At 34.3% G+C, this 24,719-nt stretch carries 23 protein-coding genes, 1 pseudogene and 2 CRISPR repeat arrays (1 of these 26 only partly in view); of the genes and pseudogenes, 12 read left to right on the top strand and 12 right to left on the bottom strand.

What is annotated here, in order from left to right; genetic code table 11:
• Positions 1 to 3,466: direct repeats of the CRISPR family, unit length 24 nt; unit sequence CTTTCAATTCTATAGTAGATTAAC; it reaches 3,549 nt to the left of the window's first position.
• A 302-nt stretch (positions 3,467 to 3,768) separates the two neighbouring features.
• Complete coding sequence (csa3, locus tag J5U23_RS08440; protein WP_218265858.1) at positions 3,769 to 4,464, top strand: CRISPR-associated CARF protein Csa3; 696 nt, start codon at positions 3,769 to 3,771, stop codon at positions 4,462 to 4,464.
• Between the two features lie 535 nt (positions 4,465 to 4,999).
• Here csa3 and cas4 read toward each other — a convergent pair.
• Genes cas4 through cas4a form a run of 4 tightly spaced genes read right to left on the bottom strand, consistent with a single transcriptional unit; the run spans position 5,000 to position 7,547 of the window.
• Positions 5,000 to 5,527 (bottom strand): CRISPR-associated protein Cas4, encoded by a 528-nt coding sequence (gene cas4 / locus J5U23_RS08435; protein WP_218265857.1) that lies wholly within the window; start codon positions 5,525 to 5,527, stop codon positions 5,000 to 5,002.
• On the bottom strand, positions 5,515 to 5,781 hold the full coding sequence (gene cas2, locus J5U23_RS08430) for a CRISPR-associated endonuclease Cas2 (RefSeq protein WP_218265856.1): 267 nt from the start codon (positions 5,779 to 5,781) through the stop codon (positions 5,515 to 5,517). The genes cas4 and cas2 overlap by 13 nt, the downstream gene beginning before the upstream one ends.
• Positions 5,782 to 6,696: a CRISPR-associated endonuclease Cas1 gene (gene cas1, locus J5U23_RS08425; protein WP_218265855.1), complete on the bottom strand. Its 915-nt coding sequence runs from the start codon at positions 6,694 to 6,696 to the stop codon at positions 5,782 to 5,784. It abuts the gene before it with no gap.
• 5 nt (positions 6,697 to 6,701) lie between these two features.
• On the bottom strand, positions 6,702 to 7,547 hold the full coding sequence (gene cas4a, locus J5U23_RS08420; RefSeq protein WP_218265854.1) for a type I-A CRISPR-associated protein Cas4/Csa1: 846 nt from the start codon (positions 7,545 to 7,547) through the stop codon (positions 6,702 to 6,704).
• 391 nt (positions 7,548 to 7,938) lie between these two features.
• A CRISPR array of direct repeats spans positions 7,939 to 12,522; the repeat unit is 24 nt; unit sequence GATAATCTACTATAGAATTGAAAG.
• Positions 12,523 to 12,650: 128 nt separating this feature from the next.
• On the opposite strand from cas4a, the gene J5U23_RS08415 reads away from it, so the two are divergent.
• Complete coding sequence (locus tag J5U23_RS08415; RefSeq protein WP_218265853.1) at positions 12,651 to 12,893, top strand: AbrB/MazE/SpoVT family DNA-binding domain-containing protein; 243 nt, start codon at positions 12,651 to 12,653, stop codon at positions 12,891 to 12,893.
• 244 nt (positions 12,894 to 13,137) lie between these two features.
• Here the strand turns inward: J5U23_RS08415 and J5U23_RS08410 are convergent, their stop codons facing one another.
• Both J5U23_RS08410 and J5U23_RS08405 read right to left on the bottom strand, forming a co-directional pair.
• Positions 13,138 to 14,193 (bottom strand): ISH3 family transposase, encoded by a 1,056-nt coding sequence (locus J5U23_RS08410; protein ID WP_218265852.1) that lies wholly within the window; start codon positions 14,191 to 14,193, stop codon positions 13,138 to 13,140.
• Between the two features lie 93 nt (positions 14,194 to 14,286).
• Complete coding sequence (locus J5U23_RS08405; protein ID WP_218265851.1) at positions 14,287 to 15,564, bottom strand: RNA-guided endonuclease InsQ/TnpB family protein; 1,278 nt, start codon at positions 15,562 to 15,564, stop codon at positions 14,287 to 14,289.
• A 427-nt stretch (positions 15,565 to 15,991) separates the two neighbouring features.
• Here J5U23_RS08405 and J5U23_RS15830 point away from each other — a divergent pair, with 427 nt between their 5' ends.
• From J5U23_RS15830 to J5U23_RS08375, 7 genes and pseudogenes are all read left to right on the top strand, one after another.
• Complete coding sequence (locus tag J5U23_RS15830; RefSeq protein WP_244988763.1) at positions 15,992 to 16,279, top strand: ADP-ribosylglycohydrolase family protein; 288 nt, start codon at positions 15,992 to 15,994, stop codon at positions 16,277 to 16,279.
• A 180-nt stretch (positions 16,280 to 16,459) separates the two neighbouring features.
• Positions 16,460 to 16,633 carry a hypothetical protein gene (locus J5U23_RS15825; RefSeq protein ID WP_244988762.1) on the top strand — a complete coding sequence of 58 codons (174 nt, stop codon included), beginning with the start codon at positions 16,460 to 16,462 and terminating at the stop codon, positions 16,631 to 16,633.
• 693 nt (positions 16,634 to 17,326) lie between these two features.
• Complete coding sequence (locus tag J5U23_RS08395) at positions 17,327 to 18,283, top strand: putative CRISPR-associated protein (RefSeq protein ID WP_218265850.1); 957 nt, start codon at positions 17,327 to 17,329, stop codon at positions 18,281 to 18,283.
• Positions 18,284 to 18,601, top strand: coding sequence for a clan AA aspartic protease (locus tag J5U23_RS08390; protein ID WP_218265849.1), 318 nt, complete (start codon positions 18,284 to 18,286; stop codon positions 18,599 to 18,601).
• Between the two features lie 650 nt (positions 18,602 to 19,251).
• Positions 19,252 to 19,502 (top strand): annotated as a pseudogene (locus tag J5U23_RS08385) (IS6 family transposase); the annotation flags it as partial.
• A gap of 118 nt (positions 19,503 to 19,620) precedes the next feature.
• Complete coding sequence (locus tag J5U23_RS08380; RefSeq protein ID WP_218265848.1) at positions 19,621 to 19,845, top strand: type II toxin-antitoxin system CcdA family antitoxin; 225 nt, start codon at positions 19,621 to 19,623, stop codon at positions 19,843 to 19,845.
• Complete coding sequence (locus J5U23_RS08375; RefSeq protein ID WP_218257805.1) at positions 19,835 to 20,227, top strand: type II toxin-antitoxin system VapC family toxin; 393 nt, start codon at positions 19,835 to 19,837, stop codon at positions 20,225 to 20,227. The genes J5U23_RS08380 and J5U23_RS08375 overlap by 11 nt, the downstream gene beginning before the upstream one ends.
• A gap of 39 nt (positions 20,228 to 20,266) precedes the next feature.
• Here J5U23_RS08375 and J5U23_RS16005 read toward each other — a convergent pair whose 3' ends face one another.
• The 5 genes from J5U23_RS16005 to J5U23_RS15805 form a co-directional block, all read right to left on the bottom strand.
• Positions 20,267 to 20,401 (bottom strand): hypothetical protein, encoded by a 135-nt coding sequence (locus tag J5U23_RS16005; protein ID WP_280638372.1) that lies wholly within the window; start codon positions 20,399 to 20,401, stop codon positions 20,267 to 20,269.
• Positions 20,394 to 20,534 (bottom strand): hypothetical protein, encoded by a 141-nt coding sequence (locus tag J5U23_RS15820; RefSeq protein WP_244988761.1) that lies wholly within the window; start codon positions 20,532 to 20,534, stop codon positions 20,394 to 20,396. Before J5U23_RS15820 ends, J5U23_RS16005 begins: the two co-directional genes overlap by 8 nt.
• 191 nt (positions 20,535 to 20,725) lie before the next feature.
• Positions 20,726 to 20,914, bottom strand: coding sequence for a hypothetical protein (locus tag J5U23_RS15815; protein ID WP_244988760.1), 189 nt, complete (start codon positions 20,912 to 20,914; stop codon positions 20,726 to 20,728).
• A 62-nt stretch (positions 20,915 to 20,976) separates the two neighbouring features.
• Positions 20,977 to 21,447, bottom strand: coding sequence for an ATP-binding protein (locus tag J5U23_RS15810; RefSeq protein ID WP_244988759.1), 471 nt, complete (start codon positions 21,445 to 21,447; stop codon positions 20,977 to 20,979).
• A gap of 103 nt (positions 21,448 to 21,550) precedes the next feature.
• Entirely contained in the window at positions 21,551 to 21,880 is a 330-nt protein-coding gene (locus J5U23_RS15805) for a hypothetical protein (protein WP_244988758.1), read from the bottom strand.
• Positions 21,881 to 22,055: 175 nt separating this feature from the next.
• Here J5U23_RS15805 and J5U23_RS15800 point away from each other — a divergent pair, with 175 nt between their 5' ends.
• The 3 genes from J5U23_RS15800 to J5U23_RS15795 all read left to right on the top strand — a co-directional run bounded on the left by J5U23_RS15800 (position 22,056) and on the right by J5U23_RS15795 (position 23,270).
• Positions 22,056 to 22,358 carry a hypothetical protein gene (locus tag J5U23_RS15800; protein WP_244988757.1) on the top strand — a complete coding sequence of 101 codons (303 nt, stop codon included), beginning with the start codon at positions 22,056 to 22,058 and terminating at the stop codon, positions 22,356 to 22,358.
• On the top strand, positions 22,321 to 22,899 hold the full coding sequence (locus J5U23_RS08360) for a hypothetical protein (protein WP_244988756.1): 579 nt from the start codon (positions 22,321 to 22,323) through the stop codon (positions 22,897 to 22,899). The genes J5U23_RS15800 and J5U23_RS08360 overlap by 38 nt, the downstream gene beginning before the upstream one ends.
• Positions 22,900 to 23,117: 218 nt before the next feature.
• Positions 23,118 to 23,270, top strand: coding sequence for a hypothetical protein (locus tag J5U23_RS15795; RefSeq protein WP_244988755.1), 153 nt, complete (start codon positions 23,118 to 23,120; stop codon positions 23,268 to 23,270).
• Positions 23,271 to 24,201: 931 nt separating this feature from the next.
• Here the strand turns inward: J5U23_RS15795 and J5U23_RS08350 are convergent.
• Positions 24,202 to 24,603 carry a hypothetical protein gene (locus tag J5U23_RS08350; RefSeq protein WP_218257797.1) on the bottom strand — a complete coding sequence of 134 codons (402 nt, stop codon included), beginning with the start codon at positions 24,601 to 24,603 and terminating at the stop codon, positions 24,202 to 24,204.
• Positions 24,604 to 24,719: the final 116 nt, after the last annotated feature.

The following is a 24,719-nucleotide window of genomic DNA, read 5'->3' as shown; positions in this document are numbered from 1 at the left end:
ACACAAGATATACTAACCTTTCAATTCTATAGTAGATTAACTTTCCTGAAAAACTCCCTATTCCCTTGGGGTTTGAATTCTTTCAATTCTATAGTAGATTAACTTTAAACTACTTTTTACAGTCACATTTACAAACACATAACTTTCAATTCTATAGTAGATTAACATAAAAAATCAAGTAAATTGGTCTAGTACAATAACACCTAACTTTCAATTCTATAGTAGATTAACACAAGTTTTAGAGAGAATTATGAAGATAGCAGAAAGTAGCTTTCAATTCTATAGTAGATTAACCGAATCTGCCGTTCGAAGGGTCGTAGAACTTGGTAGTGACTTTCAATTCTATAGTAGATTAACACGGTCTATAAGCTCTTTTATACTCTTTTCAATAGTTTCTTTCAATTCTATAGTAGATTAACTTAGGCTCATACTCTAAGAGCAATGCATTGCCCTCTGATACTCTTTCAATTCTATAGTAGATTAACAAACTAAGTTTCGAGTTCAGAAGAACTGGCATGCGACTTTCAATTCTATAGTAGATTAACTTGATGAAATTTGGTGGAAAAATGAAACGCTTATAGATAGCTTTCAATTCTATAGTAGATTAACTTATATCTTGAAGTAGATATTGATTGACGCCAGTCATTATCTTTCAATTCTATAGTAGATTAACCGTCTATAGGTAATGCAAGTCCAGGGTAAATCTCTACTGTCTTTCAATTCTATAGTAGATTAACAAACTCCCCAGTTTACCATTAGTAGTTCCCTGGGTACTTTCTTTCAATTCTATAGTAGATTAACGCACATTCAAGAGTTTTCAGACAAAATAATGGAGATGTTCTTTCAATTCTATAGTAGATTAACATATACCACTCAAATTTGACGACGTATTAATTTTGACAACTTTCAATTCTATAGTAGATTAACATATTCGAGACGAAAAAATCTTAACAATCGCAAAATTTATCTTTCAATTCTATAGTAGATTAACAATTGAGCGATTTTTTCAACTTCAGTAAAAGACGATTTACTTTCAATTCTATAGTAGATTAACCTCCGGTACACTTCATATAATAGCGTATGAAATATATCAACTTTCAATTCTATAGTAGATTAACCTTATTATATACGACAACGCTGATAAACCCTAAGACAATACTTTCAATTCTATAGTAGATTAACCAAACTACATTTTCAGTGATAGCGAATGCATTAGAAAGCTTTCAATTCTATAGTAGATTAACCGTTCCATCCCACGTTCCACCTGAAACAAATCCAAATTCCTTTCAATTCTATAGTAGATTAACAAAAGTATTTTTGGGCAAGTTTACGATAATATAAAGTCATTCTTTCAATTCTATAGTAGATTAACGTGACGCTATGTCATCTTGCCAATACGGCATAAACATTTTCTTTCAATTCTATAGTAGATTAACATTTGACTTGTACACGCTTATTGCAGATTATGTATCAAGCTTTCAATTCTATAGTAGATTAACCGGGACATTTGGCGTGGATGTTGTAGTAGAAGAATCAGTAGCCTTTCAATTCTATAGTAGATTAACTAATTTTTCGAGTCCCGTCCCAGACCGACGAAGAGAGCTCTTTCAATTCTATAGTAGATTAACACATACTTTTTCACCAATCCCTTTAATTCTTCTATATTGATCTTTCAATTCTATAGTAGATTAACAAGGTGGTGTGTTAGGTGCAATAGGTGAAGCAGGAGGGTCTTTCAATTCTATAGTAGATTAACTTGGTCTATTACCTTCTTAAGATAATGGAAAGTTATTCTTTCAATTCTATAGTAGATTAACCGGGAAACCCGGGTCTGATAGTGGGTGCCCTTTTAGTCTTTCAATTCTATAGTAGATTAACTTTCTTCCGCGGGAACAATAGTATTACAGAGTGAAATCTTTCAATTCTATAGTAGATTAACACAACCAAGGGAGCTCCCGAAAGCCAACATTATCCTTTGCTTTCAATTCTATAGTAGATTAACGGGCTACATTACTTGAGACAATGATGGATGTTTTTGACTTTCAATTCTATAGTAGATTAACAAGGATCATAGCCAGAATTATCAGTTAGTAGTTTACAGACTTTCAATTCTATAGTAGATTAACTGGCGTACACTCCAAACCCAAAAGGTAACCCACAAGGGACTTTCAATTCTATAGTAGATTAACAGGCTGTTAGTGACGTTGGTTGGTTTGTTCAGTTTCAGTGCTTTCAATTCTATAGTAGATTAACCCTCGGAAATGATCTCAAAGAGCTCTAAGTATAAATACTTTCAATTCTATAGTAGATTAACAAGAAACTACTTATATTGTTTCCCAGCCCTTGAAGCGCCTTTCAATTCTATAGTAGATTAACAAGCGTAGGGAACGACCTAAAGAGTTTCTTTTCAACTGTCTTTCAATTCTATAGTAGATTAACACTTGTGGCTTATAGACGTATAAGAAGACTCGTTGATGCCTTTCAATTCTATAGTAGATTAACTTATCATCAATCCACACGAAAATGTTATAGTATCCTTGACCTTTCAATTCTATAGTAGATTAACACGTAAAACACCTAATATATATGGCTGCCGGAGTTTTTGTCTTTCAATTCTATAGTAGATTAACTTGGTTAACATCTTATGCGGTACTGCTTTAAGAGCAAATCTTTCAATTCTATAGTAGATTAACTGTAAGTCTTCCCAAATAGCCCCTATTGCTATACTTAACTCCTTTCAATTCTATAGTAGATTAACGCGTTGTCACTGGCTTTGTTACGGGGATCGTCCTATATAAATTCTTTCAATTCTATAGTAGATTAACCCCCAGTTCTGGTTGAATGGCAATGCCCATTCTGCCCTCTTTCAATTCTATAGTAGATTAACAAAAATCCGAATGCCGCTGCAAAACCTAGGCTAAATATCATCTTTCAATTCTATAGTAGATTAACGTAGCGGGATTAGGCTATGTGGGTACCGGAGACACTTTACCATACTTTCAATTCTATAGTAGATTAACGCAAAAGATTTAAATATCGCTTTCTACTTTAGAAAGTAATCTTTCAATTCTATAGTAGATTAACTAGAAACTATCCAAACAGAATTGTGGTGAGGTAATAATGTCACTTTCAATTCTATAGTAGATTAACTTAGCCCAGTTACTATAGCTATCAGTGTGTTTAGTCTTTCTTTCAATTCTATAGTAGATTAACGTAATTCATCAATTAATGCCACCATTTGATGAATTTACATCACTTTCAATTCTATAGTAGATTAACTTGGAGAAGTTGATGGTGAGGATGATGGAGATTGTGTCTTTCAATTCTATAGTAGATTAACCAGCCTTGTAGGAGAGGTAGTTCATGAACTTAGAAAAGTCTTTCAATTCTATAGTAGATTAACCTCTGGATTTATATACGTATTTATACGATAGGCCCTTTTCTTTCAATTCTATAGTAGATTAACTGAGGATTTATTAATCTCTATTTACACTCTTATTTTCTCTTCTTTACTTATAAACTTTACTTCATTCTCATATCTTCAATTTTTCTAATAGTTTTCACACTCCCTACTAAACCCGGGACAACAAGATATTCTTCATAAAGGTAATCATTTAAGGACAACATCCTACCTCCCCTCCTTAAAACCTAAAAGAAACAACACTTACAAAAACGGGACAAAAAATACAAAACTACAAAATACCTACCTCAACAACTAGCTCTTAAGTTATAGAAAGATTTATGAGGTGGTAATACCAATTCTATGGTATGAAGTCATATTTTGTCACCATGGGATTTAATGAAACTTTTCTGCTGAGACTTCTAAATGAAACTTCGGCACAAAAAGAAGATAATCTTGTAATCATTGTTCCCTCTCCAATTATCTCTGGAACTAGGACTGCAATAGATAGTTTAAGGGCTCAAACTTCAAGGTTAAACTATCCGTTTCCGAGGGTTTACGAAATAGACATAACCGACTTCAATTCAGCTCTCTCCAAGATCTTGGATATCCTCTTGCCTTTATCAGAGCCAATAATAAGCGACCTAACAATGGGAATGAGGATGATAAACACTTTACTTCTCTTAGGGATTATCGTGAGTAGGAAGAAGTTCACGATTTACGTTAGAGATGAGGGTGGGGGTAGTAAGGTTATTTCATTTAGCGATAAAGCAATAACGGCTTTAATGAGGGATTATAGCAGAGAGGAAATGAAGCTACTTAATTTACTCTACGAAACGAAAGGAGCTGGAGTAACGGAGCTCGCTAAAATGTTAGATAAGAGTGAGAAGACTTTGATAAACAAAATAGCTGAGTTAAAGAAATTCGGTATCTTAATACAGAAAGGCAAGGATAGAAAGGTTGAGCTGAATGAGTTGGGATTGAATATTATTAAACTAAATAGGAGTGTTGTAAACAGCGTCAAAAGCAGTGAGCAACTGATTGAGGAAGGAGAGAGAAGCTAAATTACCTTATTATAGCAGTTGTTCTACTTTAACGTAGCTTAAAGATTTTCATCAAACCTAGTTCATCAACTAAATATATCTCAACTAATCTGAGGAGTTTATCCTCATATTTTTAATTAACTAAACACTAAACTAAAAACCTTATCGGTAGTACCGGGAATTTTGTATTACCGAAGGAAAATTAGAACAACTGCTACTTATTAGATTTTTTGAATTGGAGTTATGTGAGTACTGATAGATAGTGTAAGAGATTAGAAGAGTAAGTGAAATATTATGAGGTCATTCACGCATCCTTTGTGAATTCAGTTTATGTATTGAAATGGAATGAATTTAATTGAACACTCTCCTAGGACCGGCAAGGATTCACGCTTAACAATTTCCTTTTTTAATCTATTTTTGCCATAATCACAATTCGCAATGGAAACCTGAATCGCCCTTAATTTCACTACTTGTCCACTACACTTAACTCTCTAATAACAATCTAATCGAGTCTATTCTGAAAAATATCTTGCTATAAGGCTCTACTTGGTCAAACTCACAACAAAACGCTAACTGGGCAGATCCTCCTATACTGACAAGCCTTACATAACAAGGGTGAGGGATTAACAACTGGAGGGCTATCATCTTCTAAGCTATCAATCAACCGGTTAACTAACTTTCCTATATATTCAATATGTTCCCTTCTAATCTCGATGTTAATCTTCTTCTCCTTATTCATCAACAACACCGAACTCCTCACTCTAAATCCATTTCTCTCAGCTAAGTAGGCATAAGCCAACAACTGTATTCTGAAGTGATTGTAGAACCTCCTATGAAAGGCCTTGATCTCTATTACGCTATCCTCAGTTAGAACGTCGACTATCCCGTTAAGTCCACTGCCCTTATCCCTCAAATGAACTTCGTAATATTTAGGTTCGGGGAAATCACTCACCATCTCCTTTAAATTTACGCTCTTAGCTATCTTTTGACTATTCGTTATTGGCTCTCTCCATCCCATCTTCCTCCTTATCCAAGGTATAACCTTACATAAGGTAAAGTCTTTTAAGTCTGTTACACTAACCACTCCTCTAACCCCTCCTTACCTATTACAATTCTCCTCTCCCAATCCCTTATACCTAAAGGGATGATGTGAACTATGTCAGTGTTAATGTCGACGATTAGCCTAATAACTCTAACCAAATCCTTAACCCTTTGACTATCAATATCACCCTCAAAGGCACTTTTCTGAATCCTCTCTAATCCCAGCTTCTTCAAATTGTTGGCCAGTTTACTTCTCTTACTGTCGTCGGAGACGTCGTATACTACTAATAATTTCACTCACATCACCAACTTGAATCCCTTATATTCCTTCCCTTCCCTAATACTTGATGCAAACTTCACTGCATGAGCCCTTATTGCTTGTATCAAGGTTTTCGGATTATGATCACCCTCCTCCTTAACGTTCTCCTCCATCCCCTTTCTTATCAGCTTAGCTAAATCTCCCCTACTGTTCTCTTCAATCAAACCATCCTTGACCTTTAACCTAAAACCGCTTCTGAAAGCCCTAACCAATAAGAGGTCAATATACGGCTTAAACATTTCTGAGAAGTCGTAGACTAGGCTCTCGTTTCCGGGTCTGTCCTTGTGTATAAAACCTAGGTAAGGGTCCAACCCAGCTATAACTAGATATTTGAATATAGTGTTATAAAGTATGGCGTAAGAGTAGTTCAACGCCATGTTAAACTGGTCAACTCCATCTACATCTCTGCCGTCAAATCCAATATCCTTAGGTAACAGTTGAGATATGTTCTGCCAATATATTCTAGCAGCAGTTGGTTCATCCTTACCCAACAGCTCCTTGTAATCGTTCTTAGTCCCAGTGAACCTAGTCCAATACTTTAGGTGCACACTTTGGTTGTAAATCTTGGAACTTATAATCTCCTCTCCGTATTTAATCTCCTTCCTACCCACAATTATCTCGTACTGCGCCTTCTTAGTTCTAACAGTCTCAGTTATAATAGAAGGTAATAGTATTCCCCAAGGGGTATCCCTAGAGTTCAAGAACATAACGCTTATGCCGTGAGTTAATGCTAGTGATAGGGCACTAGTTGAAATAGAACAAGAGGCAGTTATCAATATTTCGTCAACTTCAGAGGGCGAAATCTCAACCTTCTTATCCCCTTTCTTTATCACGAACATGTTCTTCTTGACGTATACGTAAGCGCCGTAGTCTGATATGATGAGAGTCCTCATACTCTTCACCTCTTGTTATTACAGTAGCTTAGGAAGGGACAAGAGGGTGAACATGAGACCGGCATCCCCGGATCTTTCTCTTGGCTTACCATGTCAATAACCTCATCCCTAGCATCCAAGAATTCCTTCCTAAGGTCAGAGGAGACGTAAAAGACCTCAATCTTAAACTCTGGGGAGGTAGTGGTGATTCCGTTAACGTAAATTAAGGCACCGAAGTCAATTGGAAGCTCTAGAGCGCTCTCCAAAGCCATACCGTATCCTGCTAAGGCCAATTTGTGAAACTCTTGTACACTTCCCACTTTCATCTCAACAACTAAAGAGAGTTGCATTATTGCGTCAACTGAAAGCCTGGAAGAAAGCCCCAAGGGAGTCCCATCTACCTTGAACTCGTTTATGACTGGAATGAAGGAGGTAGAGTCGGAGAAGTCGCTCAATAAGTCCAATGCGTAAGCCTTGTAGACTTCCTCGCAGTACTTAATGAATTGTTGGGGGCAAATACTTTTAGCGATCTTGTTGTTCCTAAACAGAATCTCTAATATATTCCAAGGTTTGTAACCAGAGGAGAGGAGTTTCACGATCTCGTTTGACACGCTCTTAACTATCTCGTGGATTGCTTGGCCCAACAGTAGGGGAGTTCTCTGTTCCCCTTGCACCTTCAAGACCTTCCTTAAGTAGACGTCCCTCTTGGTCTCGCAATACCTATAGGCTACGTCAGACATGGATAGACCTAGATAACGCCTAGGCTTTACGGGGGGCATGTGGTAGTTCCACCCCCGTAGCTCCTCCTCAATAGGGTCTGAAGCCCTATATGAGTGGAGCCTCCGTAACTGTCTAACTATCTGCGACCTCATAATATAATAGTGTGTGGTAAATCTAAAAACCGTTTTAATGAGGTAGAGGAAAAAGTTCCCAGGTTTACTAGGGAAAGCCCTTAAAACTATGGTAAAATCTCTACATAAAGATTAATCGTGGAAAAAGGGAAAAAGGGTAATCTATCGTTGAGGAAAGTATATAGTAGTTTTGTATTTTCTGTCCCGTTTTTGTAAGTGAGTTTCCTTGATCGTAGTTCTCTTAGGAGGCAGGGCGTTAGCCTAAATTCATTACCTTCATAAAGGAATCCTCATCTTCCCAGATTTAGTAGGGATTGCAGAATTTGAATGAAAAATTGTAAGCCTAGAGGAAAGTAAAGCTTATAAATAGAGAAGAAAAATAATAGTGTAGTAAAGGATTAATAAAGCGTCAGATAATCTACTATAGAATTGAAAGTGTGCGAATCTTTGCGATCCTAATGTAGCGACACCTTGCTGATAATCTACTATAGAATTGAAAGAGAAGATACCCTAAGATAGAACCCACAAAAACTCCAGCGATAATCTACTATAGAATTGAAAGGAAATACATTCAGTAGAATACGATGAGGACACTGGAGAAGATAATCTACTATAGAATTGAAAGCCTAGCAACAGTCTCCAGTATAATTTCGTTTCTATCTATGATAATCTACTATAGAATTGAAAGCCAATTCTTCTAGCGATGGTAGATTCGAAAGAGAGTCTATGATAATCTACTATAGAATTGAAAGCCCCTAAGGACGGGAAGGAGGTCAGCCCTACTCAAAAGGATAATCTACTATAGAATTGAAAGTTCATTTGGAATAGGTAGCAATGTCCTTTCGTGGAATTGATAATCTACTATAGAATTGAAAGACATCCGTAAATATCGTTGCTTGATGCGTATTTGTTCGTGATAATCTACTATAGAATTGAAAGATGTCACCTAAGTTTAAGAGGAAGGACATTACTATCTATTGATAATCTACTATAGAATTGAAAGACCCATATTTACGATCACCCCGAAACAAACTGAAATTCCACGATAATCTACTATAGAATTGAAAGGCTTTTTCTGTTGGTTGGGGTATTTCTTCTTGCTGCGTCGATAATCTACTATAGAATTGAAAGAAGTGAAGTGGACTAAATGGCAGCAGCTAACGAGATATGTAGATAATCTACTATAGAATTGAAAGTTAGAATATGATATTGACATAATACATGTCAATTGTATGATAATCTACTATAGAATTGAAAGAACAGACTTGGCAAGTTTGACACTTTAATAACTTACAGGATAATCTACTATAGAATTGAAAGGAAACAAACTGAAATTCCATCACACCGGAACAAACAAAGATAATCTACTATAGAATTGAAAGATAATTGAAAATGGAAAATTTCTAGGATGGAGATACTTAAGATAATCTACTATAGAATTGAAAGCTCTATTTTACTTGCAAAGTCCCGATCCACTTTGCTTAAGTTGATAATCTACTATAGAATTGAAAGTACAATCAGTTTATGTTAACAGCACAGAGTACGTGTTAAATGGATAATCTACTATAGAATTGAAAGGAAAAGCGGAAAACCGTTAACGTATAAGTTACACACTTGATAATCTACTATAGAATTGAAAGCGCTGCGTTGGGCGCCAAATTGTTATTCTTTAATATATGATAATCTACTATAGAATTGAAAGAACCAGTACGAACAACAACTTCAACTAGCGCAGTAATGGATAATCTACTATAGAATTGAAAGGCGGAATCCCTAGTCTCTTCACATCTTCCCCTAATCTTACTGATAATCTACTATAGAATTGAAAGTACTACAATCCTTCAAATATTGATGTGTTCAAATTTTTGGATAATCTACTATAGAATTGAAAGATAATCGCCTATTGCCGACCTTTAGCAAAACCTTCTTGATAATCTACTATAGAATTGAAAGTAACTACAACATCAGGTAGTATCACCATGTCCTCCTTAGATAATCTACTATAGAATTGAAAGTTTTTTTAGTTCAGCCTAATTCTTCATGGTAAACGACTTGATAATCTACTATAGAATTGAAAGATAATTCAAGAAATCTTGGTAAGACAATGACCTTTCACCGATAATCTACTATAGAATTGAAAGTCTCCTCGGTCACATTAGTCAACCTTACTTCGCCTTGAGATAATCTACTATAGAATTGAAAGGTAAGAGTATAACTTATTGGATTGCCAGCGTAAATTATCGATAATCTACTATAGAATTGAAAGTTTCAAAATGTTTTCGGTGGCATAAGACTTTTAGTAGAGATAATCTACTATAGAATTGAAAGAAACAAGTAGAAGTTCTAAGTGTGTCAGAAGTCCCAGCGAGATAATCTACTATAGAATTGAAAGTCTTATCAATCATGTCCATCAAATCAGCATTAGATATTTGATAATCTACTATAGAATTGAAAGTCAGCGTCACAATCACAACAACTATCGCAATGTATAACGATAATCTACTATAGAATTGAAAGGATATAATAAACGACATTATCCATTTACCTCCATTGCATCAGATAATCTACTATAGAATTGAAAGTTGGGGTGCAGGGAAGTGATACATTAGCAAATAATGCGATAATCTACTATAGAATTGAAAGATTAAAAAAGGAAACGATTACTTAGAAAGATATATCACCTGATAATCTACTATAGAATTGAAAGCATCATTTCTTACAACCTCCTCGATATTGTATAAATTAGATAATCTACTATAGAATTGAAAGCCTATGGAATTACAAAACAGACAAGAAGTAACAACACCTTGGGATAATCTACTATAGAATTGAAAGATCAAGTTACCGCTTAAGTCGGCAACAGCTAAGATGCTATGATAATCTACTATAGAATTGAAAGATTAGGAACGCAATCAAAGACATACCGCTTAATCTACTGATAATCTACTATAGAATTGAAAGATTCAAGCTGGAGGTACTTCAGGTTCACCGCCATACTAGATAATCTACTATAGAATTGAAAGTATTACGATCCCTCCAGGACCTATACTCACACTAAGAGCTTGATAATCTACTATAGAATTGAAAGATAAGAATTCTCTCGTTCATGCCTTTCGGTGTCAAGAATGATAATCTACTATAGAATTGAAAGGTAAAGCACAAGTTAGTAGTATTCGATGAAGCTCATAACCGATAATCTACTATAGAATTGAAAGTCTTATCAACACTCCTATATACGGTTTCCTTAATTTCAGGATAATCTACTATAGAATTGAAAGATATTGAAAATGCGGTACAAAGCGCACTGAGTAATGCCGCAGATAATCTACTATAGAATTGAAAGTATGTAAGCCAATAAGTGTTGTTACATCATGTATTGTATTGATAATCTACTATAAAATTGAAAGAAAATCAGGCAGAGTACAAAGTACCACCTTATTCACAAGATAATCTACTATAGAATTGAAAGTATGAATCTCGCTTGTAAGCATTGTGGTACGCCCGCTGCTGATAATCTACTATAGAATTGAAAGCTAGAGATCGTCAGGAGTGTTATAGGTAACAGAAAGACGGATAATCTACTATAGAATTGAAAGACCGGTATAATAAGGATTTTTGAGATCTCCTTATCACTGTGATAATCTACTATAGAATTGAAAGCCTTTTATAGTGAAAACTGCTACCTTCATCGCTTCTATGATAATCTACTATAGAATTGAAAGTACCAGTAAGCAGTTAGGGTAGGGTAAAGATCCCTTTCATAGATAATCTACTATAGAATTGAAAGTTCATCATCCAACCCTGGTCACCTTAAAGTGTCTACGTATGATAATCTACTATAGAATTGAAAGCCTCAGTCCGTACTACAGCCGATATTCCCTATAACGAATGATAATCTACTATAGAATTGAAAGCTAACATAAACCCCTCCGCTAGATAAAATTCCCTTAATCTTGATAATCTACTATAGAATTGAAAGTTTAGTAGTAAATATGATGCTAACAACTTAGGCATTTTTGCTGATAATCTACTATAGAATTGAAAGTTGGGGTTACCTTTTGGGTTTTGGGCTTGTGCCAACTTTTGATAATCTACTATAGAATTGAAAGAGAGTATGCTTCGCCATTTATTATCTATTATAAAAAAATGATAATCTACTATAGAATTGAAAGTTGAGGCTGGCACAAATTCGCAATATTTTCAATCAAAGCGATAATCTACTATAGAATTGAAAGAGTTGAGCAAACGCCGTAGCATAATGCGGTACAATATCGGATAATCTACTATAGAATTGAAAGCTCTATAAGATCTTCAGCTTCTTTTAACGCTTGTTGATGATAATCTACTATAGAATTGAAAGTTGGCACTACTTCGGTTGTTATCAACTGACCCGTTCCGCTAGGATAATCTACTATAGAATTGAAAGAAAGCCGCGCCGAAACCTATAGCAAATAGCATAGGATATGGATAATCTACTATAGAATTGAAAGAGGTGCTTCTTGATATGATTTATTGAGCATTATATTCAAAGGATAATCTACTATAGAATTGAAAGAACGCTATATACACATATACACATATTATAAGTTACTCAGATAATCTACTATAGAATTGAAAGTTTTTAGGCGCTTTTTCGGTAGCTGGTGGTATTTCTTCTGATAATCTACTATAGAATTGAAAGTCATCTTACATCACATGAATATAAACATAACTATTTTTGATAATCTACTATAGAATTGAAAGAGCAGTGCTGATTGAAGAGTTTGTCTGCTTTGCAACGCTAGATAATCTACTATAGAATTGAAAGAATGTTGTTAGAATGGACAACTGGGAAAGAAACAAACGAAGATAATCTACTATAGAATTGAAAGTTTGACGCTTGCGATATTAAAGTTGTTACTTTATCCGTGTCGATAATCTACTATAGAATTGAAAGTTATCGAGCTACATAACACAAGTGTACACGTATTATGATAATCTACTATAGAATTGAAAAATATCCCAATTCATTATCCTTGTAGGTATAGCTGATTTCGATGATGATAATTCTTCCAGAATAGGCCAATTTAATAAATCATTCCAATAGTCAGAACATTTATATATCATCCAGACTAATTATATATAATGGAGACTAAAGTAAAGGTAGGAAAGAAGTTAACAATTCACATACCTAAGGGTATTGCTGAAGAACTTAACATTAAAGAGGGCGATATATTAACTCTAAAGGCTAAGGATAATGAGATAATTTTAGAGGTTAATAACCCAGTTTTGCTATCAATAAAAGGTAAGAAGTTTGCTAAAATTTCTCCAGATGAGGTAGAAAAGATAAGTGAGGAGGGGCAAGGAAAGTACGAGGATTCTGATTGATACCAGCTTCATACTACTTGCATTTGGAATAGACTTAGGCGAAGAGGATTGGAAGACATCAAAAAAAAAAAAAAATTCCGAACCACGAAATATACTTTACGGAGTTTTCCCTAATTGAAGCAATGTGGGTTATTAGGAGATTGATTAAGAGGGAAAAGAAAATAGATTATAATTCTGTTAAAGCAGGGTTAAAAAGTCCATTTAGCACTTGTGAGCTACTCCCTCCTGAACGGTAGACCCAAAATCACCTCCCTAAAAATAAATCTATTACATTAATAAGCATATTTATTAGTTTAAATAGAAAATTTTCCAGATTGAATAAATCACCAGGAAACAAAAGGATAAGCAATAATCTGAACTCTTCCCTCCTCACCACACCCTTAAATATGGTGTACAAGGAGTAGAAAACCATGGCCAGCACGAAGATCAACGTGCGGAAGACGAACTTAGTGGAACTGGTGAAGGGAAGGAAAGCCTTGATGTTCCTGTAAGAGGTCTCTATGGGACTCCTTACCTTATTGTACAACCTCAACACCTCCTTCTTCGGTAGGTCAAGATTAGTCGCCCTAGCGAAGTAAACAACCTTCTTCTTCCTCTTGATTTTCTCCCTGCGATACACGATCAGCCTAAACTTAACCTGTTCATCCCTCCTATGCCTCTTACTATTTGTCATGTACTCTCCATCAAACTCCTCATAGACTTTCACGTCCCCAACGGGAACTCCGATTATATAATTGAACTGCGAAATGAAGTTAAGCACATTAACTGTGTAGAAACCCGCATCAAGAGCTATTAACCTTATCTTGAACCCCATTGCAACAACTTGCTCCACGAGGACCTTCACGATATCATCCTTAGTCATCCCGTTCACTTGTGTGACGAAAGCCAGTAGGAGTACTTTCCCATCATGTTTAGTCGTTGCTGTTGCGTAGTTCCACGAGCTTCCCTTTTCCGAGCTTCCGAGTCCTTCCACCGGTTTCCCATACCAGGTTTTGGTGGTCCAGTCTATTGAAATGTCTATTTCCTTTTCTCCCTTTAGCGTCTCCAAGGATATTTTCCTCACTTGTTCCAAGAGTTTCTCAACTACTTCCACACCTTGCTCCTCCGCGTAGTTCCTCACGGTTTGTGGTGATACGTTGTATGCGCTTGACTTGTTTTCTATGGAGTCGTTCCATAAACACGCGGAGACTAGCGTTTTTTCTACGTTCTCTGCCTTTTTCCCTTGGAAGTCTAACATGGAAAGTAATTTATATCCTATTTGTTGAATGTTATTTTGGTGGGGAAGACAAGGTGTTATCACCTTGGTTCACCTCGTGATAATACCGTCTTCCTCACCTTAAGCTTTTCTTCAATTTGTTGAACTCTTAATATAGTTATAAATTCCATTTATTTTCTATAAAATTAATAGTACCTTACCGGAATTATTTTTGTAAAATGATTTTGGGTCTATCGTGAAGGAGGAAGCTTCCTGCTTCATAACTCCACCTTGCCAGTACTGAAGTACTGGTAGAGGGTGAAGCTCCACAGGCACTAAGGGCAGCTCCCACCCCGACCTACGTAAGATATTTAGAGAAGCATTATAGTCACGGTCAGCTATCCAACCGCACTTAGGACAAGTAAAGATACGGTCAGCTAAAGTTAGATCTTCCTTCACATATCCACATCTAGCACACGTCCTTGACGTGTTTGACGGATTAACTAACACCAATTTCTTTCCATACTTCCCTATCTGATATTTGATTATATCCCTTAGCTCACCAAACGATACGTCATGTAACCTCATCCTAAGCTTTCTGAGAGACTTACCAACCAGTTGTTTAACATTAATATCCTCCATTACCACAACATCGTAATTCATCGATAGGTACTTCCCTATCTTCATGTACATATCCCTCTTCAAATTAGCAAGATGTTCATATGCCTTAGCTAACTTAACCTTGGCTTTAAGCCAATTCTTGGAAAGGAACTCCTTCCTAGACAATTCCTTGTGCAAATGCTTGATCTTACGGAGTGCCTTCTCGTAAAACTTGAAGTTGGGTAAATATTCACCATCTGAAGTTGTTAGAAGCTTCTCTACACCAACATCTATTGCCACTACATTGTTAGTCTTCGGAGCTTGCTGGAACACATGGTCTTCTACCACAAATGATATGTATACTCTTTCAGACTTCGTTAGCTTAACTACCACCCTCTTTACCTTGTCCAAGGGAAAGTCCCTATGGACAATGACCTTGAAGGTGCCTAAGTGAGACAAACTTAGCACAAGCAGTTTCTTTTTATTCTTTCTACTTCCAGTCCTTATTTCTCTAACGGATAGTATTTTCCAACCACTTTGAGGATAGACAAGAGAATACCACTTGTGGATTTTCTTTTCCTTAGGAAAACGTGCTAATTCTTGGAAGAACCTCTGTCTTGCTTCATAAAAACGATTTGCTATTTCTTGTACCACTTGTGAATATAGTTGTTTGTACTCCTTGTCTTGTTTTCTCAAGTCTAGGGCTAATTGTCTTAACTCCGTTTGTGTTAGACCTTTTCCATCTCTTTGGTAGAAGTAGATGTCTGCCCATCGTAACGTGTTGTATATCTCACATGCTAACTTCAACCGGGCTTTTAACGCCCTCAAGGTTTGCTCGTCTGTAAAGGCACGAAAACGAAACGTTACGATGGACATTGAAAAAAGTTAACATTTCGCGTTAAAAAACTTAACTACAAAGGGGACTATCCGTCGTCACCTTAAAAGGTGAGGTTTTTCGTCCCCTTTGAACCCCTTATTTTTATAAATTAATTAAAAATCTCAGGTTAGCCTACATTAAAGCTTTAAAAGATGATAGGGATAAAGACTTTATAGACCTGTTGCTTTATTACACTGCGTTAACCTACGGGATGAAGTTCTTAACTCTAGATGAAAAATTAAGAGAGCTAGACGATAAGGGCATAATTACAAGTAGACTGTGAGCATAAGGTCTTTTTTTAATAATAAATGCAAGAAACTTATAACTTCCCTGAAAGTGCCATTATCTAGTTGTTTAGATAAGGAATTCTATATGTAGAGTACAGTATGGCTTAGATTATAAGAGTTACCTTTTTACTATCGAGGAATGAAATGGCACGAATGCGGCGTTAAATCAGCATCAAATGGTGACTTAATGAGAATATCTCCAGTTATACTCCCTAGTTTAAAAGTGGATGAAAATCATCTTGTAGATTCAGTTCTGGATACCATAATTACGCAGAATGATGTGTTAGCAATAGAAACATCAATAGCTTTCGCAGAACTCTTTAGGAATTTGATAACTTTCGTAAATGATGATTTCTTAATGAACCTCCCCAGTAGGATAGTTAAATTCGTAGGGAATAAATACTATAAGGTGAAAATTTCTATGTAAATTTATATGAATTATTAACGGGAGAAATTGATAAGGCTTTAAAGGGAGATGATACTTTAACCTTTTGTGAGAGATTTCGTTCAACGGCATATTTAGGTGAAACTTTGCCGTGTGTTCTCTATATCGTGAAAAAATTTAGGGAAAACCGCAAAGAGTTGTTTTGGAAGCGGTTAATTATACATGGGATGTGATACAATTTCCTCAATAGTGGGGGCAATAATGGGGGCAATTTACGGGAAAAGTGCGTTTAGAAAGGAATGGATTGATGGTTTATCTGGGAGATTGCTTATCAATGGGAAAGATGGTGTTGTATTCGAGAGGAAGTTTAAATCTTGGCTATCTTCTTCATCGTAAGAGAAGGTTACGTATGATAGGAAAAATTTATCTAATTTTTATTTTAATACCACTTAGTTACAAGTTCGTCTTAAATGTAATAAAGGGTCTAAATTAGGTTGTACTCTATGTGGAGAATCCTTAATTAGGTGCACTAGGTTTGATGAAAATCTTTAAGCTGCGTTAAAGTAGAACAACTGCTGTTAATTAATAATTTTATACCTATATGCCTGATGCTGTGGATATTCTTATTAAATGTTATAATTACTGATAATTTTCATAAAATTAGCTTTATACTGTATGTTGTAGCGAAAATATTGTTAACAAGCTACTATTTTATGTAATTCCTAATTTTTATAAGTCCGTCGAATTTTCTTAAAACGTTAGATTAAAAGTAAGTTTAACATTATAAAAATTGAAGTAACCTAAAAAGCATTTATATTGGAAAAAGTTATAGGCTTGTCGTAATGGGACATTCAGGTTTCCATTACAAATTCACTATATTTCAAAAACTATAACGAATTTAATTTGGTAATAATGGTTAATAAAGGGGATACGTGCTTAATCATGTTAACACTTTTATACTTATATTATTCATAAATTACAATTCACAATGGAGCCGTGAATCACCCGTCGTAATGATTATGGAAAAGACTACATCCTTCGAAACACGTATAAAAAAGTATAAATCTTAGCATAGGGTTACTAGTACATATGAAAGTGCATTTAAGTGCTGTGGGTACTTCCGTATTAAGAAACTCATCTAAAGATCCTAAAATTAAAGATAGACTTAGTAGCCTAGGTTTAGAAAATTGGGATAGTCTATCTTTGGATGATAAAAAGCAAAGAATGATTATAGAATACCGTAATGAACTTCTAGAATATCTTAAGAATTATATTAGAGAGAACGGGGAGAAGGCTTCAGCTGAATTATCAGCCCTTTTAAAGGCTTTCAGAAAGTTTAATCATACACTAGAGGATACTAAAATTTTCCTTTACTACACTAATTCGCCTAACTCTGAACTTGCAGGAGAGGCAATTAGATATTATTTAAATGAATTAGGTTATAAGGACGTTGTATTAGCAGAAGTAACTAAAATAAATTCTGAATCAAATTTTTATGAGGGGACTGTTGACCTATTCGATAAAGTTATAACAAAACTCATAGACTGGAAAAATAATGGATATGAGATATTCATTAATACCACTTCGGGATTTAAAAGTGAAACAATATTTATTTCAATTGCAGGTCTCATGCTAGAATCAACTCTATACTATTTGCACGAAAGCTTCAATGACATTATAATTTTGCCATCGCCTCCCATATCTATAAAACCTAATTACGTTAAAATTATAAAGAGATTAAAGGAGGAAGGTTACGTAGTTCCATTAAGTCGTGCAGAAAAGATATTCTCCTCAGATATTATGCGCCGTCTTGAAGAGCTAGCGATAATTGAGAGAAAAGAGGGAGCCATTAGATTGAGAGATTGGAGTAGGAAATTTATAGATAATTTCTACAAGGAGACAGATATCAGCAAGGGATATAAAATAGTTACAGAAGATGGAAAAGAGATAGTAGTAGCTAACGGAGAAGAGTTGGACAAGGAACTAAGAAAATTAGAGGGTAAAAAGTATAGGATAGAGCCTATAGGTAGCATAAAGGTGAGATAAGTGGAAATTGAAGGTGAAGTTAGCGGGGTTAGAATAAGATTTCTGATAGATACGGGATTTGAAGGTGAATGCACACTTAGTTTTGAAACATTTAAGGAAATTAGAGGTGAGGAGTTTCAAGGAATCCCGTTTGAATCAATAACTGGGGAAATTATACATACCAGAGCTAAATTAGTAGAACTAAGAATAATGAATAGGGTAATTAAGGTGATTTGTTACTCGTTTGAAGGATTAGATGAGAATTTATTAGGAGAGGAAATAGCAAAGAAGTTAAATCTGGTTTTAGATTATAAGCAAGATAAGATAGACGATCCTTAGTTTACTGGGTATAAATGTTTTATTTTGTAATAGTTACACTTTATAGCAGTTGTTCTAATTTTCCTCGGTAATGCATAATCCCCAGTATTGCCAAGAGAGTTTTTCGGTTAGTATCTAACTGAGTGAAAAAGCATGGAGAAATTCCCTAGGTTTATTGAAATCAGTTTAAGAAAAACCTCAAGTCGATAAAGATGTTTAGCCACGTAAAAGTAGAACAACTGCTAACTTTAATAAACAAATGATTGAGTGAGTATAGAATGTGATAATTATATCGTAAATTAGATAAATTGAGGATTAATTTTCTCTTTCAAAAGACTAATTCTAAAGAATAATTGATTACTTTTAAAAACTTATATTTATAGCTTGTTTTTTGATTCGTTCAGTGTATTTCATTAAAACGATATAGTGAGAATTTTGATAGTGTTAGCACTAAGCTATAAATTTTATTAAAAAGGGGAATTCTCTATAGAAAGTATAGTCTAGCTCAGATTCTCAGAGACACCTTTTTACGTTGAAGTATAAATTTATAACTTAATAACGACACTATGTTTTTCCTTAGGTCTTAAGTTAGGCTAATTAGGATAAATTCTAAACTTTAGCGATAGTATCGTGAACTTCATATTACCGAGGAAAAGTAGAGTAACTGCCTTAATGCTTTTAGCTGGTTTAATGTGGAGCATAAGAGGGTCACATTTGGGAAAAGGGATTATGCAGAACAAGGCTTTAGGAGTTTAAAGCATAGCCTCTCCTCAATGGGCTTCCACTTCCCTTGAAATTCTAATAAGTTTACGATAGCCCGTTGGTTCACAACCTTCTTCTTGATCTATAACATTCTCTACACTCTCAAGTATTTTTGTTGGGCAAGGAGGTGACAATAAATATAAATATTTCAGATGAATGAAATTATTCTCCAGACTGTAAAAGTTAGTCATATGTTATCTCTGAGGAAAAAATTGGAGTAACCTAACAAAGCATGAATATACGAAAATTTTATATACGTATATCTCGTATACATATATATGTCAGACGTAATAAGCGTAAGAGTGAAGAAAGAGCTAAAGAAGAAGGCAGAGGAATTGGGAATTAACATTAGGGAAGTTGTAGAAAAGGCTTTAGAGGAAGCCATAAAGGAGAAGGAGAAGGAAGAACTTAAGGATACGGCTAAGAAAATTAAGGAACTAATGAGGGATGTAAGTGAAGATGATTGGGTGAGGACTGTTAGGGAGAGTAGAGATGAAAGATAAGGAATTCTTGCTCGATGCCTCAGCTTTATATTCGCTTTTAGATTACGTGGATAAGGTAGATGTTAAGAAAATTCATATACTTACCCTAACTTTTTATGAGGTAGGCAACGTCATATGGAAGGAGTATTATATACATAAAAAGGTTAAAGACCCCATAACCCTTTCGAGACTTTTCTATAAATTAATGCGAAAATTTAACGTAGTAGAGGATCCGCCTCTTGAGGGGGTAATGAGAATTGCCATAGAAAGGGGTTTAACTTACTATGACGCATCTTATGCGTATGTAGCTGAATCTTTAGGGCTTATCCTAGTGTCTAACGATAAAGAGTTGATAAGAAAGGCTAATGCTATTTCGTTAAAGGATTTGATAAAAAGTATGTAAAAAAAGTAAATTATTGGTATGTTGATATTTTTGCAGTTTTTAGGTTCTCTTTAGTAAGGTGTACATATTAACCACGTTTCTAAATTTCAATAACCTCGTTGTTATTATTATTTCTCTCTCCTCTTCTCCTGGATAATCTACTAAATCAGTTTTCTCTTTAACTTCTTTAGACACTCTCTAACACTATTATTAGTACTCTTCCGGTCTTTGACGGTGTGACTTTAACTTCTTTAGACACTCTCTCATTCCTAGCGTTTAAATAGGCGTAAGTGACTAAAGCTTTAGGGATTTCACAATCCTCTATCATTTGCCCTATGTTGTAAACTTTATATAAATACCCACTCGGTACATTACTTTCAATTAATTTCTTGACGTATTCCAGAAATTTAACAGCCTCACTCCAGCTTAAAGATCTCTTATCTAAGCCATCACATAGTTTTTTCTCATCTTCAGTATACTTCTCGAATATATTACTTGATACCCTGCCTTCTTTTCCGTTTAGTTCTTTCTTAGCGATCCCCTCCTGTTCTTTAGCAAATGAGTACGTGAAGCTATGGGATACTTTTTCTTAAATATAAATATTCCTCCAGAGACAGAAATCGATGGTAAGATTTCAACTATTAAATTAGAGAGTTCACTGAGAAGTATAAGAACATCGTCCCACGCGTAAATTTCCAGCAACTTCAATGTTCTTACATTTTTCAATACAGTAATATAATCCAATTAAATCAATATAAACACGAACCATATTATCCTAACACCGCAGAAACACTGAAACCTGGGATATACCAACTGTCTTCTCTAGGGCCGATCTCTAGCTTCTTTCCATCTCTGTTTATCACATATACCTTAACATTTGAGGAATTACGGTATAAGAGTCCTCTATAAAAGTCCCAACTATGGGTTATGGCAATTACGTGTAAATATTCTGAGTTTTCCGTTAAGTGTCTAATTATTCTCCCTAATGTATAAGCGAAACTGGGATATGTAAAGGCTTCAGGTTCATCAAGTAAGAGCAAAACATTTTCCCTTTTTTTACTTAAGGCATAAGAATACATTGTAGCAGTTAAAACAAAAGAGGGATAAAAAGAGGGAGGAAGCTCAGTGATTTTAGTACCTTCATTTCCAAAAATGTCTCTCCATTCTAAGCCGTTTTTAGTTAAGGAAATCCATAACGGTACTAGATACTTAGCTTCTTCCTCATGCTTTGCTTCTTTCAATTCTTCAGTTATTTCCCGAATGACATTGTTAACTTGTTGTTTAGCCTCGAATAAATCATCGTCTCTAGATAATGAACGTATTTCAAGTAATCTAGAAATACCGCTAAACTTCTTTCTCTATTTCTGATAATTCAGTCAGCTTCTCATTACCCTCATATCTTTCAAAGAATTCTCTATATTTATCATAAATATAATAGGTTATTACATAGGGGTCTATATATATTACGTAATTAAAATCCTTATCTATCGAACATTCTCCTATAGGTGGATAATTTACGCTTAAATTGTATTTTAATCCTTTTACAGAATTATAAATACACCTCAATAATATTGACTTACCGTTTAAATTTGGTCCTATTAGTAACGTTAATCTAGTTAGCTCTAACGTTACGTTAGCTTCTACGAGATCCGTGACGTTTACGTTTACCTTCATAATTAATATTTAGGATAAAAAGATAATATTTCTTTTCTCTCACTAAGTACTTCATTGCGATACCCCTTTATAATGATCACTTATAAAAAGGTTTGGCATTAAATTTGAAGAAGAAAATGGCACATATCTAAAAAGTTGATGAAGAAATATAAAACAGCCTAACAACTATAAATTAATGAAACTCATTGTCATTAGGTTCACATCTCCTTTCAAAATAGCAGAAAGGGAGAACTATATAGATTCAATAACTCTTTACAGAGCGTTCATTAAGGCTTTATCACTCTTAGGTGAATCTTTTGACGAGATAAAAAACAGTGAGGTAAAATTCTCATCTATGTTCCCGATAGTTAATAATAAACTTTACCTAAAAATACCCTTTAAAACAATACAATGCGATAGCAGGGATATGGAAAAAGAGCTCAAGAAAATAGAGTATATAGATGTTGGTATATTGGAAGAAGTTGAACCCGCCTTATAGACTTGAATGTAGAGGGAATGAAAAATACGCTAAGGGGATTAATGGAAAAGAGATAAAGTTGGAATCAAATTACCTTTCATCATACGGAGATACAATAGTTGAGTACAAGAATAGAATGGACAGACTTGTAAATTCAGCCGATATATACGCTACTCCTTCCTTCATGCCTAAACCCGAGATGGGATTTCTAAGTACTAATTGGAATGATAAGCTAGATAAGGCCTTAAGGCTTTTAGAGAAACTCGGTATCGGAAAGGACAGAAATCTAGGATATGGTAGATTTACAGTTAAGGAAATTAAGGACTATAATTTGAGCTTTCCAGAAAAAAGACAGTATAAATATGTTACCGGAAGGGCCTATACGGAACATGAGTTCTTAGCGGAAAGACTAGATAAAGTCCAGATATTAGGAGGTGATATAAGTCCAATATTGTTTAATACTCTGATACTCCTCCCTATCGGTTCTCTTGCGAAGAACGTAAAGAGACTATTGTTAGAAAAAGAAAATAACATCGTAATAATAGATCCCATACTCTTATAAATTAACTAAAAAGTAGCAATAAGCTATAAAAATGATTCTACTCCCTCAACTCTAAAGGAAAAGGAAATTAGAAGTTTCTTAAATTAAATATATTCTATAGATTTTGAGAAAATTTTTGACTTATATAAAAAAAGTAGGTTATTAAGACAAAGCAATATCATTAGCAAGAGAACTTCCCATAGCCTTTTACTTTAACTCCAGAGGAGGTGGCGTATATAGTGACTGTGACAAGAATTATAAAGAATTATGATGAAATTATTAGGGATTACCTTAAGGAAAGTAGCATACTTCAGTTAGGAAATATATTAATACATGGAAGCCTTTCTGAGGATGTGGGGACAGAGGTAAAAGAAGATAGAATAGAACTATGAAATGAAATTGAATTATCAGTAATAGAGAATTACGAGTGTCGTAGAGGGTTACTTCGTCAATAGTTATGACTTCCATGATATTACCTCAAGCTCGTCCCCTATTAGTGTTACCGAAAATTTAGAATCAATTATTCTTATCTAGTTTTAGAGAAACAAATTGAATTCGCAAAGTAGACTTGAATCGCCCAGAATTACATTATACAGAAAATGGAGAAGGACTGCCGGAATATTAAAAGTAAAGTAATACAAACAAACACTCAACGATAAGTAGTTAAATGACTGTCTATCTATAAAATTTATTTATAATTTGTATTGTTTTAAATATTTATCTTTATTTATATATTTACTATTTAAATATAGTAAATCGAATTATCTACGTAAAGCTTCTAACAGTAATTTTGCATAATTTATTGAAAATTTGGGTTAGGGATTATCATAAAATCGGTTTTAATCTCTTCTTATCTCTAAATTTTTACGTACTTTTATGGAAAGACTCAACGTTTTATTACATTTCTATATTAAAAGTATTACTCACGTAAAATCGGTTCTGATTAAGAAAATATTACTGTTAATTTTCGTACTTAATAAACGTGACTAAACACAACACTTCAAAACTATATAACTATCATAAATATCGCTAGATGTGAGGTAAATTAACAATTGTAGGATTTTCTATTAATTTTAGACTTAGCAAATAACTATCATAGCTCTTTAACTTTTTCTATGTTAGACCTTGTTATGCAGAATGTTTTGCGCATTAGTTAATTTTCTCAGTTCTTAAGCTGCTCTGGATAAATCGTCAATAAATTTTAAACCAATTCTAGATTAAAAGCTAGTCATCGTTCTCTCTATAAAAATTAAAGAATTCCGTAAAATATATATAAAATAGATTCAAATATTATCCGTTTTAGGAATTGATTGGATACAACGATTAAAATAACCTAGGCAATTCTACCGGCTTTATGATTCTAACTCCTAATTTTAATACCTCTTCAGCATTCATTTTATTTTTCAGCTTTACCTTTACCTTTTTACGATTTCCGTTTATCTCTCTAGATATTTTAATTAAAGGAAGTAATTGCGATAAATTGTATATTATTCCCTCAAACTCCTCCAATTCCTCCTTAACCTTAAACACCTCTGGATCATTAGGAATATATACCTTTTTTCCGTAGACGTTATAAATTCTAAAATTTTTATCATATTTAAGTAAATTTATAAACGAAGAGAACAAATAGTCTTCACTTTCGCAATAATACCATTTCATCACCTTTCCTTCATATACCTTAAGACAAGGTCTTCCATCTCCCTTAGCATCAGTTATGTAAATCAATTGTATCTCCTATAGATTAAGACTAACAAAATTATAAAAACTAATTGTTCCAATAAATATAGATCGGAAATCTATAAATAACTATGTTATAATATGAATACATTTGATAAAAAATT

The organism is Saccharolobus shibatae B12 (assembly GCF_019175345.1).
Taxonomy (GTDB): Archaea; Thermoproteota; Thermoprotei_A; order Sulfolobales; family Sulfolobaceae; genus Saccharolobus; species Saccharolobus shibatae.
The sequence above is the reverse complement of the archived record's forward strand: the minus strand, read 5'-3'. Positions and strand labels throughout refer to the sequence as shown.